Source organism: Limnohabitans sp. YIMB22184 (genome assembly GCF_048020265.1).
Taxonomy (GTDB): domain Bacteria; phylum Pseudomonadota; class Gammaproteobacteria; order Burkholderiales; family Burkholderiaceae_C; genus Limnohabitans_A.
In genome coordinates this window covers 1220585-1237180 of sequence record NZ_CP171843.1, presented here as the reverse complement: position 1 = coordinate 1237180, position 16596 = coordinate 1220585, and the positions used below count along the sequence as shown (strand labels likewise).

The window sequence follows — 16596 nt, the reverse complement described above, 5'->3', positions numbered from 1 at the left end:
AAGATGCAGCGGCTTCAAGCCCGCAAACGGCCCGCCACCTGCCGCGTGAGCTGGTCAATCACCGCCGTCATGGCCGCCTCGATCTGTTCATCGGTCAGGGTCGCCTCGTCGCTGTGCAAGGTCAGGCGTACCGCCAGACTTTTTTCACCTGCGGCTAATGGACCAACGGACTCGGCTTTAGGGCGGTAAATGTCAAACAGCACCGCATCGCGCAGCAAACCTTGGGTGGATGCTGCGTGAATGGCCGCCATCAACTGCCCGTGGGTGACGTGCTCGCTCACAATGACCGCGAGGTCCCGCTCCACCGACTGGTGCTTGGCCACCGCCTGGGCCACGGGCACCACGCGGGCCGTCACGGCGTCGAGCGACAACTCGAACACCACGGGGGCACTGGGCAGTTCCCAGGCCTGACGCCAACGGGGGTGCAACTCGCCCACATGGCCGATCACCAAGTCGTCCACCAGCACCTGGGCCGAACGCCCGGGGTGCAACGCGGGGTGTTCGGCGGCTGCAAAGGTCGCCTTGCGTGGGGCCAGCAACTTTTCCACATCGGCCTTCACGTCGTAAAAATCAACGTTGCGGGCCTTGCCCTGCCAGCTCAGGGGCTCCACAGGGCCCCAAGCCATGCCAGCCACGCGCATGGGTTGGTCAAAGCCCTTCACCGTCGTGTCGGTGCTTTGAACCGCGGCGTTGCGCAGGAACACGCGGCCCAGCTCGAACACGCGCACGCGGTCGGCCTTGCGATCGGCGTTGAACTTGACCACCTGCAAAAGCGAGCCGATCAGACTCGAGCGCATCACGCTCATCTGGCTGGTGATCGGGTTGAGCAGGCGGATTGGCTGGGCGTTGCCGGCCAGGTCACGTTCCCAGCTTTCTTCGACAAAACTGTAGTTGATGGTTTCCTGGTAGCCCAGCGCGGCAATGGCGCGGCGCACAGCGGACGGGCTGCGCTCGGTTTCGCGGCGCACCTTGGCGGTGATGGGGGCCAAAGGTGGGTTGGTCGGCAGGTTGTTGTAGCCCACCATGCGGGCCACTTCTTCGATCAGGTCTTCCTCGATCTGCAAATCAAAGCGGAAGCTGGGCGGCGTCACGGTGACGGTGCCCTCGCCTTCTGTGACTTGCAGGCCCAAACCGCGCAGCGCATCGGCACACTGCTTTTGCGTGAGCGGCATGCCGATGACTTTGACCGCACGGGCCACGCGCAGGGTGACGGGCTGGATCGCCGGAATGCTCAGGGTTTGGTCGCCGATGGGGCCGACTTTCGTTTCGGGCGTGCCGCAGATGTCCAGCACCAGCTGGGTGATGCGCTCAATGTGCTCCACCGTCAGCTGCGGGTCCACACCGCGCTCGAAACGGTGACCGGCATCGGTCGAGAAGTTGTAGCGGCGCGAGCGGCCCGCGATGGCGGTCGGCCACCAGAAGGCGGCTTCGATGTAGATGTTTTGCGTGTCATCCGACACAGCTGTAGCGTCGCCGCCCATGATGCCGGCCAAGGACTCGACCTGGCTGTCGTCGGCGATCACGCCCACCTTGTCATCGACCGTCACGGTATTGCCGTTCAGCAACTTGAGCGATTCACCGGCCTTACCCCAACGCACTTGCAGGCCGCCATGGATCTTGTCGAGGTCAAAAATGTGCGAAGGGCGACCGAACTCGAACATCACGTAGTTGGAGATGTCCACCAGCGGACTCACGCTGCGCTGACCGCAACGGGCCAGGCGGTCCACCATCCACTGCGGGGTCTGAGCCTTCGTGTTCACGCCCTTGACCACCCGGCCGCTGAAGCGGCCGCACAGATCTGGGGCCTGCACCTGCACAGCCAGCTTGTCGGTGATTTGCGTGGCCACGGCCGGGAAAGTCGGAGCCTTGAGCGGTGCACCAGTCAAGGCCGACACTTCGCGGGCGATGCCGTAGACACTCAGGCAATGCGCCAGATTGGGCGTGAGCTTGAGCGTCATCAGGGTATCGTCCAGATTGAGATACTGGCGAATGTCCTGACCCAAGGGGGCGTCTGCGGGCAACTCCAGCAAGCCGCCATGGTCGTCGGCAATCTGCAACTCTTTGGCCGAGCACAGCATGCCCTGGCTTTCGACGCCGCGCAGCTTGCCGACCTTGATGGCGAAAGGCTTGCCGTCTTCACCTGGGGGCAACTCGGCCCCCACCAGGGCGCAGGGCACGCGGATGCCCATGCGGGCGTTGGGCGCGCCGCAGACGATGTTGAGCAGGGCGCCCTGCCCCACATCCACCTGACACACGCGCAGGCGGTCGGCGTTGGGGTGCTGCACAGCTTCCTTGATTTCACCGACCACGATCTTGGTGAACGGCGGGGCCACGGGCTCGAGTTCTTCCACTTCGAGGCCGGCCATGGTCAGGGTGTCAGCCAGTTGCTGGGTCGTCAGGGATGGGTTGCAGAATTCGCGCAACCAGGATTCGGGAAATTGCATGTCTCGGGTCTCGGCTTGGAATTACTGGAACTGACTCAGGAAACGCACATCGCCGTCAAAGAACAGGCGCAGGTCGTTCACGCCATAGCGCAGCATGGTGAAACGGTCCATGCCCATGCCAAAGGCAAAGCCGATGAAACGCTCGGGGTCCAGGCCCATGTTGCGCACCACGTTCGGGTGCACCTGGCCGGAGCCACCCACTTCGAGCCAGCGCCCGGCGAGCGGGCCGCTCTGGAACTGGATGTCGATCTCGGCGCTGGGTTCGGTGAAGGGGAAGAAGCTGGGGCGGAAACGCAGCACCAGATCGTCGCTTTCAAAAAAGGTGCGGCAGAAATCGGTGACCACGACCTTGAGGTCCTTGAAGCTCACGTTCTCACCGATCCACAGGCCTTCACACTGGTGAAACATGGGCGAATGGGTGGCGTCGCTGTCCACGCGGTAGGTGCGGCCCGGCGCGATGACGCGGATCTCTGGCATCGCTTGACCCGCGTCGAGCAGGTTCTTGTAACGCTTGACGTGCTGCACCGCATGGCGGATCTGCATGGGGCTGGTGTGCGTGCGCAGCAGGTGGCCGCCTTCGACGTAGAAGGTGTCGTGCATGGACCGGGCCGGGTGGTCTTCGGGGGTATTAAGCGCGGTGAAGTTGAACCAGTCGGTCTCGATCTCGGGGCCTTGGGCTACTTCAAAGCCCATGGAGCCAAAAATTTGCTCCACGCGCTCCAGCGTCAGCGAAACAGGGTGCAGACCGCCCACATTGGCGCTGCGGCCGGGCAGGGTCACATCCAGCGCCTCGGCCTTGAGCTGGGCCTGCAGCTCGGCGTCTGCAAGCGCCTGGCGGCGGTCGTTCAGGGCAGCCTCGATCGCCTGCTTGGCGAGGTTGATGGCGGCACCCCGGGTTTTCTTGTCTTCCACGCTCAAAGCAGCCATGCCCTTCATCAGCTCGGTGATGCGACCGGCTTTGCCCAGAAACAGGGCTTTGGCGTTTTCGAGGTCGGCAGGTGTCAGTGCCTGCGCAAAACTCTGGCGTGCGGATTCGACCAGGGTGTCCAGCTCGTTCATGGTGTGGGGATCGGTGGAAGATCGTTGAATGGGGGAATAAAAAAGGGACTGAAGCTGTTGCGAGCCTCAATCCCTTTGATCGAGTGCGTGGCACAGACCCGAGGGCCCGTGTCACTCATGGACTCAAGCTGCGGCCAGTTTGGCTTTGACTTGGTTCACGATGCCAGCAAAAGCGGCCTTGTCGTGCACGGCGATGTCCGCCAGCATCTTACGGTCGATTTCGATGGCAGCCTTCTTCAGGCCGTTGGCGAACTGGCTGTAGGTCAGACCGCATTCACGCGCAGCGGCGTTGATACGGGCAATCCACAACTGACGGAACACACGCTTTTTGGTGCGGCGGTCACGGTAGGCGTATTGGCCAGCCTTCATCACCGCCTGTTTGGCTATGCGGAAGACATTGCCGCGGCGACCGCGGAAACCTTTTGCAAGGGCCAGGACTTTCTTGTGACGGGCGCGTGCCGTTACACCACGTTTAACGCGAGGCATAGTTTTTCTCCTTGTTCGTCAGTGATTACAGGCCAGCCATGGGCAGCATCTGAGCGATGTGACCCATATTGGTCTCATGCACAGCGACTGCACCGCGAAGGTGACGCTTGTTTTTGGTGGTCTTCTTGGTCAGGATGTGACGTTTGAAGGCTTGGCCGCGTTTAACGGTTCCACCGGGACGAACACGGAAGCGCTTTTTAGCACTGCTTTTGGTCTTCATCTTGGGCATGTCAATGCTCCTTTAATTGTGCTCGTGAGGCGTCTGCAAAATCTTTGCAGCCTTGTTGGCCCCGAGCCACTTTTAACAAAAGCCACCCAAAGGCAGCTTTTGATTCAACCGGCCCGAAAGCCGGTCAAATTCTTCATCAAGCCGGTTCAGCAGGTGCAGACGCGTCTGCAGCTTTGCCGCCACCAGCAGGTTTTTTCCGCCCTGGCGCGATCATCATGATCATCTGGCGGCCTTCCAGCTTGGGAAACTGCTCCACGATGATGGAATCGGCCAATTCGTCGCGAATCCGGTTCAGCAAGGCCATCCCCAACTCTTGGTGGGTGATCTCGCGGCCCCGGAAACGCAGGGTAATCTTGCATTTGTCACCATCGGCCAAAAAGCGGCGGATGTTGCGCATTTTGATGTTGTAGTCACCGTCATCGGTACCTGGACGGAACTTGACTTCCTTGATGTCAATGACCGTTTGCTTGGCTTTGGCTTCTGCCGCGCGCTTTTGCTCTTGGTACTTGAACTTGCCGTAGTCCATCAAACGGCAGACCGGTGGGATGGCCGTAGCGGCAATTTCCACCAAGTCCACATCCATTTCCCCGGCCAGGCGAAGAGCCTCGGCCAGCGACAAAATGCCCATGGGCTCATTGTCAGGGCCGGACACACGGACCTCAGGGGCCATGATTTCACGGTTCAAACGGTGTTTACGTTCTTCGCGGTGGCGACGATCACGAAATTCGGTAGCGATGACTCAATCCTTTACGGAACAAAACTGCGACATGCAGCGCATCCATCTTTGTGCCCACGGGCCAAAGCATGTGGCGAAACTCACCTTCAGGCTTTAGAAGCGATGTCGGCAGCAATGAGTTCAATGAACGCATCGATCGACATCACACCGAGGTCTTTGTTGCCTCGGGCGCGCACTGCGACGGTACCTGCTGCCTTCTCTTTGTCGCCAGCGACAAGGATGTAAGGCAGCTTTTGCAACGAATGCTCGCGTATTTTATACGTGATTTTCTCGTTACGCAGGTCCATATCGACCCTAAGGCCTTGATTTGACACTGATTTTTGCAGTTTTGCAGCGATTTCGCGACAGTAATCGGCCTGTGCGTCGGTGATGTTCAGCACAGACACCTGCAGGGGCGCGAGCCAGGTGGGCAGAGCCCCGGCGTGCTGCTCGACCAGAATACCGATGAAACGCTCCATGCTGCCTACGATGGCACGGTGCAGGATCACAGGGCGTTGGCGGCTGCCGTCTTCGGCGGTGTATTCGGCGTCCAGGCGCTCGGACAGGTTGAAGTCCACCTGGATGGTGCCGCACTGCCATTCGCGGCCAATGGCGTCTTTCAAGGTGTATTCGATCTTGGGGCCATAGAAAGCACCATCGCCCTCCGAGATCACAAACTCGCAGCCTGAAGCGCGCAAGCTGTCCATCAGGGCTTTTTCGGCCTTGTCCCACAGCTCGTCCGAGCCAATCCGGGCGGCCGGGCGGGTCGAGACCTTGTAGAGGATGTCGGTGAAGCCGAAGTCGGCATAGACCTTCTTGAGCACCTTGGTGAAGGTGTCGCACTCGGGCAGGATCTGGTCTTCAGTGCAGAAGATGTGGCCATCGTCCTGCGTGAAGCCACGCACGCGCATGATGCCGTGCAGACCACCCGAAGGCTCGTTGCGGTGGCACTGACCGAATTCGCCATAGCGCAGCGGCAGGTCGCGGTAGCTCTTGATGCCCTGCTTGAAGATCAGAATATGGCCCGGGCAGTTCATCGGCTTGAGCGCATAGTCGCGCTTTTCCGACTCGGTCGTGAACATGTTGTCGCGGTACTTGTCCCAGTGGCCAGTCTTCTCCCACAGGCTCTTGTCGATGATCTGCGGGCCTTTGACTTCCTGGTAGCCGTTGTCGCGGTATACCTGTCGCATGTACTGCTCGATGGTTTGCCAAACGGTCCAGCCTTTGGGGTGCCAGAACACCAGACCCGGGGCATGCTCGTCGATGTGGAACAGGTCCAGCTCGCGTCCGAGCTTGCGGTGATCGCGCTTTTCAGCTTCTTCCAGGCGCACCAGGTACTGCTGCAGGTCTTCCTTGCTGGCCCAAGCCGTACCGTAGACACGCTGCAGCATCTCGTTCTTGCTGTCGCCACGCCAGTAGGCGCCCGCCACTTTCATGAGTTTGAAGTGCTTGAGTTTGCCCGTGCTGGGCACGTGGGGGCCCCGGCACAGGTCTTCAAAATTGCCTTCGCGGTACAGGCTGACCTCTTGGTCGGCCGGGATGCTGGAGATGATCTCGGCTTTGTAATGTTCGCCCAAACCTTTGAAATAAGTCACCGCCTCGTCACGCGGCAAAACACGACGCACCACAGGCTCATCCTTATTGGCCAGCTCGGTCATGCGTTTTTCAATGGCCACCAGATCTTCGGGCGTGAAGGGGCGGCTGTAGGAAAAGTCGTAATAAAAACCGTTGTCGATCACGGGACCGATGGTGACTTGCGCCTGAGGAAACAAATCCTTCACGGCGTATGCCAGCAAGTGGGCCGTTGAGTGGCGGATCAACTCCAGCCCCTCAGGGTCCTTGGCGGTCACGATGGCCAGCTTGGCGTTGGCCGACATGCTGAAGCTGGTATCCACCAGTTGCCCATTGACCTTGCCACCCAAAGCCGCCTTGGCCAGGCCTGCGCCAATGGAAGCAGCAACTTCGGCCACGGTGACCGGACCAGGAAATTCACGCAAAGAGCCGTCGGGGAGTGTGATCTGAACCATGTGTCTGCAAGTAAAAAAGCGCGGCGCGGGCCGCGCTTGGAAGGTGTGTCGAAACGCTGAATGTGGATTTTACGCCGCCCTCGCCTTCAGATATCCGAAGTCGATCGGTGCAAATGCCCTTCTCCGGTCGAACCTGTGAGGGCTTACACATAGGACGAGCCGCCCTGGATTACGGTGATCACGCCGTCGAAGCAGCCTGCACCAGGTTCTGACTGTTGCGAGACAAAGGTACAGCTTCAGATGCGTATTAAAAACGACTACAGGGAATTGATGAGTTCACTGACCTTGGAATGGATATCAGGCCACTGCTGAATACTTGAATGGTTGAGGCCGGGAGCATCTGCATAACGGGCATGAACACCACTGGATGATGCTTTTTCAACCCAACGCTCGGCAAACTCTGGTAGCGTGTTGTCGTCTTGTGAGCCTGTCACGGCCATCACACGAGTACCAGAGGGTATGGTCGAAATGTAATCAAGCGGATTCAGGCTGTTGGTCCATGGGCCACCTCGTCCCCGTTGTGCATTTCGGTGGTTTCGCCACGGAGGTACATCACACGGACATCCGAGCAGCAACGCCGCATCGGCCACGGTAGGATGTTTGCCCAAAACCAAAGCCGATGTTGCAGCTCCTCCTGAATGACCGACTAGGAGCAATTTTTTGGCTTTATAAGTGCTTTTCAAGGACGCCAGGGCTCCTGCGACCCGGGCAATATTCTCGGCCGTGTAATCGTCATCTTTGGGATTGGCCCAACCACTCGAATTGCCGACGGGTGTTTGATAGCCAGGACGAATCATGAAAAACACATTGCGATCAGGTGCCGACAAACTGCGTCCAATGGCGGTCCATCGGTCAATCTGCCTGTGCCCCAACTGGCCCTCGCCATCCCCATGCAGCATCACGATCAAAGTTTTCGCTGCAATAAGTGGTGTTCCGATGGGAACCAATGCCAGGCAACCCCCTTTTTGATCGGACACTGTTCTTTCCACAGGCAAGTCAGTGCAGAGTTGGCCCCACGCGACCCGAGACGTCATCACCAGGGCCAAAACCATCAAAAACCTAAAGTTGGTGAATTTCACAAGGATATCCATGGATATTTGAGGATTTCATAATAAATGCAAGACCGCAATCAATTGCTTTGCACCAAAACACGTCACAGGTTTAAGCCCGTCACACCATGGTCTAAACGCCAGTCCATGTTGAGGCTTGACTAGATAGATCGAAAAAAAGCCACCCGATACTTGCGCATCAGGCGGCTTGTTCATGCAAGCGCCTTTTCAAGCGCTCACCGAGTCAGCAGGGCAGCGCAGCTGCTCAGTGGAACTGCTCTTCCTCTGTCGAACCGGTCAGGGCCTTCACAGAAGACGAGCCGCCTTGGATCACGGTGGTCACGTCGTCGAAGTAGCCTGCGCCCACTTCTTGCTGGTGTGACACGAAGGTGTAACCCTTGTCGCGGGCGGCGAATTCGGGCTCTTGCACCATCTCGGTGTAGTGCTTCATGCCTTCGCCGCGGGCGTATGCGTGGGCGAACTGGAAGGTATTGAACCAGTTGATGTGGATACCCGCCAGTGTGATGAACTGGTACTTGTAGCCCAAAGCAGACAGGTCGTCCTGGAAGGATGCGATCTGGCTGTCGTTGAGGTTTTTCTTCCAGTTGAACGATGGTGAGCAGTTGTACGACAGCAGCTTGCCGGGGCAAGCGGCGTGCACGGCTTGGGCAAATTCACGGGCAAAGCCAATGTCAGGCACGCCGGTTTCGCACCAGACCAGGTCAGCGTAAGGGGCGTAAGCCACGCCACGGCTGATGGCTTGCTCCAGACCGTTTTTCACGCGGTAGAAGCCTTCTTGAGTGCGCTCGCCAGTCAAGAATGGCTTGTCGTTGGCGTCGTGATCGGATGTGATCAAGTTGGCAGCTTCGGCGTCGGTGCGGGCCAGCACGATGGTGGACACGCCCATGACGTCGGCGGCAAAGCGTGCAGAGATCAATTTTTCGCAAGCTTCTTGAGTGGGCACCAGCACCTTGCCGCCCATGTGGCCGCACTTCTTGACGGCAGCCAATTGGTCTTCAAAGTGCACACCCGCTGCGCCAGAGGCGATCATGTTCTTCATCAGCTCGAAAGCGTTGAGCACACCACCAAAACCGGCTTCTGCATCGGCCACGATGGGCAGGAAGTAGTCGATGAATTCTTTGTCGCCAGGATTGATGCCACGGCCCCACTGGATTTCGTCCGCACGCTTGAAGGTGTTGTTGATGCGGCGCACCATGGTGGGCACGGAGTCGTAGGCGTAGAGTGACTGGTCGGGGTACATGGTCTCCGATGTGTTGCCGTCGGCAGCGACTTGCCAGCCCGACAGGTACACAGCTTCCAAGCCCGCTTTGGCTTGTTGCATAGCCTGACCGGCGCTGATGGCACCAAAGGCATTCACGTAGCCTTTTTTGGCACCGCCGTTGATTTTTTCCCAGAGCTTTTCTGCACCGCGCTTGGCCAGGGTGTGCTCGATGGGCATGCTGCCGCGCAGGCGCACGACGTCGGCTGCGGAATAACCGCGCTTCACACCTTTCCAACGTGGATTGGTGGCCCAGTCTTTTTCGAGGGCGGCGATTTGCTGTTCACGGCTCAGTTGTTGTGTGAGGTTGGCTGGCATGGAGGACTCCTGTAGTCAAGTGGAAATCTGGCGATGTAGGCAGCGGATTCTGCTTCGTCGTTGGATTCATCTTAACTCTTATAGAAGACCAACTCACATTCTTATGTCTTATACAAGACATATTTTTATTTGTTAAAAATCAAGGGCTTATAGAAGTAATTTCGCAATGTGATTTATTGTTTCCCATATTGAGAAAAATTGCGGCATCACACCATCAGCATTTTTCAAATTATGAAAACACCTGACAACTTATGAAATGTGCAGGGCGCGGCAACTGAGCACCATGCCATCGCTGTCTGCATAAAGCCAATCTCCCGTCTGAACAAGGGTGCCTTGAATCGTCACAGCACCACCCGTTTGCCCCTGGTCTGCACGCAAAGTTGGCATAGGGTTGAGAGCCAAAGCACGAATGCCGATGGGTAAAACGCGGATTTCAGAAAGATCTCGCACGCAACCATGGACCACCACACCCGCCCAACCATGCCGTACAGCAGCAGCGGCCAAATTGCCTCCGAGCAAAGCGCGTTGCAAACAACCAGCCCCATCGACCACCAGGACACGGCCCTGTCCATCGGACTCTACCGCCCTTTTGACATGGCTGTTGTCTTGGTAACACTTCACCGTCAACACCTGCCCATGAAATGAAGATTGCCCGCCAAAATCCTTGAAGACAGGCGACAGCACACGAAAATCACCCGAGTCATCCGCTCTGTGCGCATCACAAAAATCACAGGTTGAAAAAGAAGCGCTTGTATGCAACGTCACACCCTCGAAGTCAAAAGAGAACAGTTGAATCGGAGCGACTTACACAGCGCATACGCACTGTGTCGGTGCGAATCACAAAACGGCAACGAAAAATCCAAAAATCAGCCCGCAAATCAGCAACAACCCCTATAGAAAAATGCGGATTCGGCTTGGAAAGTCGCCGTTTCTCCAGTAGCATGCAGTCAGCTGTAAACAAACTGTTACGCAGCGAAGAACTCACTTCCGCTCAAAGGAATTTCACCATGGCAACTGCGAAAAAAACCCCGGCCACAAAAGCTGCACCCGCTAAAAAAGCAGCACCGGCCAAAAAAGCTGCTCCAGCGAAAAAGGCTGCAGCACCCGCCAAGAAAGTAGCGGCTAAAGCACCCGCTACAAAGGCGGCACCTGCTACGAAGCGCACACCCAACCCAGCTTTCATGAAAGCCTTGACACCCAGCGCTGCATTGGCTGCTGTGGTGGGGGCCACACCACTGCCACGCACCGAAGTGGTCAGCAAGATGTGGGTCTACATCAAGAAGCACAACCTGCAAGACAGCGTGAACCGCCGTGCGATCAACGCCGACGACAAGCTCAAGGCTGTGTTTGGCAAGGCACAAGTCACCATGTTTGAAATGGCCGGCTTGATTGGCAAGCACCTGAAGTAATTCAGCTTGCAGCCTCATGAAAAAACCCGCGCAAGCGGGTTTTTTTACGTCGGCTTGAAAGCCACACTCTTCATCTCTTGGCCAAAGACGCTTGCGTGATCGCCTGCAAGGTGCCCCGTGTGGTGATCACTTCAGGGTCGAGCACGACCTCCATCAGGGTGCCCTGTGAACGGGCGAGCGCGTCCAGAAGAGCCGCTTCGAATTGCGCCGTCTTCTGAATGCGCACCCCGACATAGCCATACGCCTCGGCCAAAGCGGCAAAGTCAGGATTTTTCAGCTGCGAACCTGTGACGTGCGTGGGGTACTCGCGCTCCTGGTGCATACGGATCGTGCCGTACATGCCGTTGTTCAAAACCACAATGATGCTTTTGCCGCCGTGCTGCACAGCGGTCGCCAACTCCTGACCATTCATCAAGAAGTCACCGTCACCTGCGATGGTGAAAACCACCCGTCCGGTCAGCAAATTGGCCGCAATGCCTGCCGGGACGCCGTAACCCATGGCCCCGACCGTGGGCGCCAATTGGGTTTTGTGGCCCTTGGCCAGGCCATGGTGCTTGAAGAAACGGTGCATCCAGCTGGCAAAGTTGCCAGCCCCGTTCGTGACCACCGCATCGGGAGGTAGATGCTTTTGCAGCGTGGCCACAATGTCGGGCATGTCCACATCGCCGGGCAAAGCTTGGGGTTTCAGGTTGTTCAAATAGCCCTGATGCACCTGCTGCGTCCATTCGGTCCAGGGCAGCTCGGTGGGTGCTGTGAGCACTTCAAGGCTGCGAGCAGCCGCATTCATGGTGGCGAGGATCGCCAAATCCGCTTGGTAAACACGGTTCAACTCTTCTGGGCTGCAATGGATGTGCACCAATTTCTGGACGGGTTTGGGCGCTTGCAGCAAGGTGTAGCCGCTGGTCGTCATTTCGCCCAGGCGCGGCCCCAAGGCCAAAATCAGATCCGACTCGCGCACAGCTTGAGCCAAAGCCGGCCCGATGCCAATGCCGACATCACCGGCATACAAAGGGTGGTGGTTGTCAAAAGTGTCTTGAAAGCGGAAAGCGTTGGCCACAGGCAGCTGCCAGTTCTCGGCAAAACGCTGCAAGGCTTGAGCAGCCTGCGTGGTCCATCCGCCGCCACCTGCAATCACCAGAGGCTTGCGGGCCGCCAGCAGCAGGTCGCGCAGTGTGCGCAAGGCGCCCGGGTCGCTCCAGGCCTGAACCGGCTCCACGCGCCCCAGCGCCTCGGCCTTGACGGGGCGGGTCAGCATGTCTTCTGGCAACACCAACACCACAGGGCCAGGCCGACCGTTCATGGCCGTGGCAAAAGCGCGGGCCACATACTCGGGTAAGCGCTCCGGGACGTCCACCCGCTCGACCCGTTTGGCCATGCCTTTGGTCGAAGGACCAAAAAAGTGGGTGTAGTCCATTTCCTGGAAGGCCTCGCGGTCGCGGGTGTCGCTGGCCACATCGCCCACAAACAAAATCATGGGCGTGGAATCCTGGAACGCGGTGTGCACACCGATCGACGCGTTGGTGGCGCCCGGGCCGCGCGTGACGAAACAGATACCTGGGCGGCCCGTCAGCTTGCCTTGGGCCTCGGCCATGAAAGCCGCTCCACCCTCCTGCCTGCAGGTCACAAACCGGATCGTGTCGCGGTGCAAATGAAAGCCATCGAGCACCGCCAGATAACTTTCACCGGGCACCCCGAAAGCATGGGTGACGCCTTGGGCCAAGAGGCATTCAACGAGCAGGTGGCCAGCAATTTTTGAAGTCATGCCCCATTGTGCCCAACGCCGCAGGGCGGGTCTGTCACAGCCGTGCAAGCGCTGCTTGCACGGCTTGTCGCGTCACAACGCGTGTTCGAGCACCTGGAAATCGAACTGGCCCGGAGCGCGTACCGGGTCCACCGAGACCTCGATGGTGCACTTGGGCGGAAAGCGCCCTTCCAGCAGCAGTTTGGACAAGGGGTTTTCCAGACGCTGCTGGATCGCCCTTTTCAAAGGCCTGGCGCCAAACACTGGGTCAAAGCCCACCTTGGCCAATTCGGACAAAGCTGCGGCACTGACCTTCAAGGTCAAATCCATGCGAGCAAGGCGGGTTTGCAAGACCTGCAGCTGGATCTCGGCAATGGCTGCGATGTGCTGGGCATCAAGGCCATGGAAAACCACCGTCTCGTCGATGCGGTTCAGGAACTCGGGGCGGAAATGGGTCTTGAGCTCGTCCCACACCGCGTCCTTGATGTCCTCAGCGGGCTGCCCCACCATGGACTGGATCAGGTGCGAGCCCAAATTGGAAGTCATCACGATCACCGTGTTCTTGAAGTCCACCGTGCGGCCTTGCCCGTCGGTCAGGCGACCGTCGTCCAGCACTTGCAGCAGAATGTTGAAGACATCGGGATGGGCTTTTTCCACCTCGTCGAGCAGCAACACGCTGTAGGGCTTGCGACGCACCGCCTCGGTCAGATAGCCGCCCTCTTCATACCCCACATAGCCCGGCGGTGCACCGATCAGGCGGGCCACCGAATGCTTTTCCATGAACTCGCTCATGTCGATGCGGATCAGGTGGTCCTCGCTGTCAAACAAAAAGCCCGCCAGCGCTTTGCACAGCTCGGTTTTGCCCACGCCTGTGGGGCCCAAAAACAGGAAAGAGCCCGTGGGGCGGTTCGGGTCGGACAGACCCGAGCGCGAACGGCGAATGGCGTTGGCCACGGCCGCAATGGCTTCGTCCTGGCCCACCACGCGCTGGTGCAGTTTGTCTTCCATCTGGAGCAGCTTTTCGCGCTCGCCTTGCATCATCTTGGACACCGGGATGCCCGTCGCACGCGACACCACCTCGGCAATCTCTTCGGCTCCCACCTGGGTGCGCAGCAAGCGGTGCACCGGTTTTTCACCGGGTGCCGACTCCTTGGCCTGCACCTCTTTGAGGGTTTTTTCCAGCGCAGGCAGCTTGCCGTATTGCAGCTCGGCCACCTTGTTGAAATCGCCCTTGCGTGTGAACTCCTCGATTTGCTGCTTGAGCTGGTCGATCTGCTCGCGCACCTGCTGGCCGCCCTGGGCTTGGGCCTTTTCGGCGTGCCAGATTTCTTCCAGATCAGCCGCTTCTTTTTTCAGTTTGTCGATCTCTTCCTCGATCAAGGCAAAGCGTTTTTGCGACGCCTCGTCGCTCTCCTTGCGCACCGCCTCGCGCTCGATCTGCAGCTGGATCAAGCGGCGGTCGAGCTTGTCCATCACCTCGGGCTTGGAGTCGATCTCAATCTTGATCTTGGCCGCGGCTTCGTCGATCAGGTCAATCGCCTTGTCGGGCAGGAAGCGATCGGTGATGTAACGGTGGCTGAGCTCGGCCGCCGCCACAATGGCCGGGTCGGTGATGTCCACCCCGTGGTGGATTTCGTATTTCTCCTGCAAACCCCGCAAGATGGCAATGGTGGCCTCCACCGTGGGTTCGTTCACCAGAATTTTCTGAAAACGGCGCTCCAGCGCGGCGTCTTTTTCGATGTATTTGCGGTACTCGTCCAGCGTGGTAGCGCCCACGCAATGGAGCTCACCCCTTGCCAATGCGGGCTTGAGCATGTTGCCCGCGTCCATGGCGCCCTCGGCCTTGCCCGCGCCGACCATGGTGTGCAGCTCGTCGATGAACACGATGGTCTGGCCCTCGTCCTTGGCCAATTCGCTGAGCACGGTTTTCAGGCGTTCTTCAAACTCACCCCGGAACTTGGCCCCGGCCAGCAAAGCGGCCATATCGAGCGACAGCACCCGCTTGCCCTTGAGCGAATCAGGCACCTCGCCCGCCACGATGCGCTGGGCCAAGCCTTCGACAATCGCGGTCTTGCCCACACCAGGCTCGCCGATCAGCACCGGGTTGTTCTTGGTGCGGCGCTGCAAAACCTGGATGGCGCGGCGAATCTCGTCATCGCGACCAATCACCGGGTCCAGCTTGCCGATGCGAGCACGCTCGGTCAGGTCGATGCAATATTTCTTGAGGGCTTCGCGCTGGCCTTCGGCCTCTGCACTGCCCACCGACTGCCCACCGCGAACCGCGTCGATGGCCGTCTCCAGGCTCTTGCGGCTCAGGCCATGCTCTTTGGCCAAACGTCCAATATCGCCTTTGTGGTCGGCCACAGCCAACAAAAACAGCTCACTGGCAATGAAGGCGTCACCCCGCTTGATGGCTTCTTTTTCAGCCCCCTGCAGCAGCTTGGCCAGCTCGGGGCCAACCTGGACCTGGTCCTGCCCCGTGACTTGCGGCAAGCGGCCCAGCGCAGCTTCTGCGGCCAGGGTCAAGCCCGGCACTTGCACGCCGGCTCGCAACAGCAAGGCCTTGGGCCCCTCTTCTTGCTTGAGCATCGCCACCAGCACGTGGACGGGCTCGATGTACGCGTGATCCCGCCCCAATGCCAGGGATTGGGCATCGGACAAGGCTTCATGAAATTTGGTGGTCAGTTTGTCTAGGCGCATGAAATTTCTCCAATGGTGAACATTTGGGGAGGCATTGCCCATTTTCAAGTCAGGCAATCCGGCTCGGGCTTGCCTAAAATCAAGCCATGAACATTCACCAGCTGTCCATCAGCCATGACGAGCGTCAAGATCGCCTGTTGTTGCGCCTGAACACCCAGGATGCCAAGGAATTCCGTTTTTGGCTGACCCGCCGCATGGTGATGCGCTTGCTGCCCGTCATGGACCTGTCAATTGGCCGCCTGGAGGCCGCGCAGCCAGGATTGGCTGTTGCAGACCCCGCAGCCCGGCAACTGCTGACCGAGCTCAAACGCGATGCTTTTTTGCAAACCGCAGACTTTGCAACCCCTTACGATGGAAAAGTGCAGCAGTTGCCTTTGGGCAGCGAGCCGCTGCTGGTCACCGATGCGCAAATCAGCCTGCAAGCCAGCGGCGGTTTACAAATCGTGTTCCAACAAAAAACTGGCGACAACACACAGTCATGCCAGATGAATTTACAAGCCTCGCTGGTCCACGGGCTGATCCACTTGATTCGCCAGTGCATGGCCAAGGCCGATTGGGCCATGATGACGGCCAGCCCGTCTCCAAGCAACGGTGACAGCGCCGGGTCGCTGGCCACGCCTGCGGTTTACAAGCACTGAGGCCTGCAACTGCTCAGGCGTTGCGGCCCTCAATGCCCCAGCGGGCCAAGGCCGCATCGTCGGACACCCGCGCATCGACCCACTGTGCCCCTTGCGGGGTTTGCTCTTTTTTCCAGAAAGGAGCTTGGGTCTTGAGGTAGTCCATCAGGAATTCGCAGGCCTTGAAGCTCTCGCCACGGTGCGCCGAAGTGACCGCCACCAGGACGATCTGATCGGCGGGCAGCAAGCGCCCCACCCGATGCACCACGCGGGCGGCATAAAAATCGAAACGCTGATGCGCTTGCTCGATCATGGCTTCGATCGATTTTTCGGTCATGCCCGGGTAATGCTCTAGCTCCATCACCTGCACCTCGTCTTGCGCCTGCCCTGTCAAGGCGCGGGTATCGCGCACCGTGCCCACAAAACTGCACACAGCGCCCACCCGCAAATCTTGCGCCCGCAAAGCGCTCAATTCCTGCGACACATCGAAGTCTTCTTGCTGCACGGTGACGAGATCGGGCAT

The 16596-nt window shown here is 58.8% G+C and carries 14 protein-coding genes; 2 read left to right on the top strand and 12 right to left on the bottom strand.

Features of this window, described 5'->3' with window-relative positions:
• Positions 1–14: 14 nt before the first annotated feature.
• The 9 genes from pheT to rraA form a co-directional block, all read right to left on the bottom strand.
• Positions 15–2444 (bottom strand): phenylalanine--tRNA ligase subunit beta, encoded by a 2430-nt coding sequence (gene pheT, locus ACHEXL_RS05875; RefSeq protein WP_416561067.1) that lies wholly within the window; start codon positions 2442–2444, stop codon positions 15–17.
• A 21-nt stretch (positions 2445–2465) separates the two neighbouring features.
• Entirely contained in the window at positions 2466–3503 is a 1038-nt protein-coding gene (locus tag ACHEXL_RS05870; protein ID WP_416561066.1) for a phenylalanine--tRNA ligase subunit alpha, read from the bottom strand.
• Positions 3504–3626: 123 nt separating this feature from the next.
• Positions 3627–3989: a 50S ribosomal protein L20 gene (gene rplT / locus ACHEXL_RS05865; RefSeq protein WP_026036460.1), complete on the bottom strand. Its 363-nt coding sequence runs from the start codon at positions 3987–3989 to the stop codon at positions 3627–3629.
• Positions 3990–4014: 25 nt separating this feature from the next.
• Positions 4015–4218 (bottom strand): 50S ribosomal protein L35, encoded by a 204-nt coding sequence (gene rpmI, locus ACHEXL_RS05860; RefSeq protein ID WP_019428895.1) that lies wholly within the window; start codon positions 4216–4218, stop codon positions 4015–4017.
• A gap of 136 nt (positions 4219–4354) precedes the next feature.
• Complete coding sequence (infC, locus tag ACHEXL_RS05855; RefSeq protein WP_416561313.1) at positions 4355–4954, bottom strand: translation initiation factor IF-3; 600 nt, start codon at positions 4952–4954, stop codon at positions 4355–4357.
• 86 nt (positions 4955–5040) lie between these two features.
• Positions 5041–6960: a threonine--tRNA ligase gene (gene thrS / locus ACHEXL_RS05850; protein WP_416561065.1), complete on the bottom strand. Its 1920-nt coding sequence runs from the start codon at positions 6958–6960 to the stop codon at positions 5041–5043.
• Positions 6961–7217: 257 nt separating this feature from the next.
• The gene (locus ACHEXL_RS05845; RefSeq protein WP_416561064.1) at positions 7218–8039 is read right to left on the bottom strand and encodes an alpha/beta hydrolase family protein; all 822 of its coding nucleotides are present in this window, start codon (positions 8037–8039) and stop codon (positions 7218–7220) included.
• Between the two features lie 235 nt (positions 8040–8274).
• Entirely contained in the window at positions 8275–9606 is a 1332-nt protein-coding gene (gene aceA / locus ACHEXL_RS05840) for an isocitrate lyase (RefSeq protein WP_416561063.1), read from the bottom strand.
• Between the two features lie 249 nt (positions 9607–9855).
• Positions 9856–10371: a ribonuclease E activity regulator RraA gene (gene rraA, locus ACHEXL_RS05835; RefSeq protein WP_416561062.1), complete on the bottom strand. Its 516-nt coding sequence runs from the start codon at positions 10369–10371 to the stop codon at positions 9856–9858.
• 242 nt (positions 10372–10613) lie between these two features.
• On the opposite strand from rraA, the gene ACHEXL_RS05830 reads away from it, so the two are divergent.
• Positions 10614–11015 (top strand): SWIB/MDM2 domain-containing protein, encoded by a 402-nt coding sequence (locus ACHEXL_RS05830; RefSeq protein WP_416561061.1) that lies wholly within the window; start codon positions 10614–10616, stop codon positions 11013–11015.
• A gap of 70 nt (positions 11016–11085) precedes the next feature.
• Here ACHEXL_RS05830 and ACHEXL_RS05825 read toward each other — a convergent pair whose 3' ends face one another.
• Positions 11086–12777, bottom strand: a complete 1692-nt coding sequence (locus tag ACHEXL_RS05825; RefSeq protein ID WP_416561060.1) for a thiamine pyrophosphate-binding protein — start codon at positions 12775–12777, stop codon at positions 11086–11088.
• Positions 12778–12849: 72 nt separating this feature from the next.
• Entirely contained in the window at positions 12850–15456 is a 2607-nt protein-coding gene (gene clpB, locus ACHEXL_RS05820) for an ATP-dependent chaperone ClpB (RefSeq protein WP_416561059.1), read from the bottom strand.
• An 86-nt stretch (positions 15457–15542) separates the two neighbouring features.
• Between clpB and ACHEXL_RS05815 the strand changes: the two genes are divergently transcribed.
• Complete coding sequence (locus tag ACHEXL_RS05815) at positions 15543–16094, top strand: hypothetical protein (RefSeq protein WP_416561058.1); 552 nt, start codon at positions 15543–15545, stop codon at positions 16092–16094.
• A gap of 13 nt (positions 16095–16107) precedes the next feature.
• Here ACHEXL_RS05815 and ACHEXL_RS05810 read toward each other — a convergent pair whose 3' ends face one another.
• Positions 16108–16596 carry a molybdenum cofactor biosynthesis protein MoaE gene (locus ACHEXL_RS05810; RefSeq protein ID WP_291927545.1) on the bottom strand — a complete coding sequence of 163 codons (489 nt, stop codon included), beginning with the start codon at positions 16594–16596 and terminating at the stop codon, positions 16108–16110.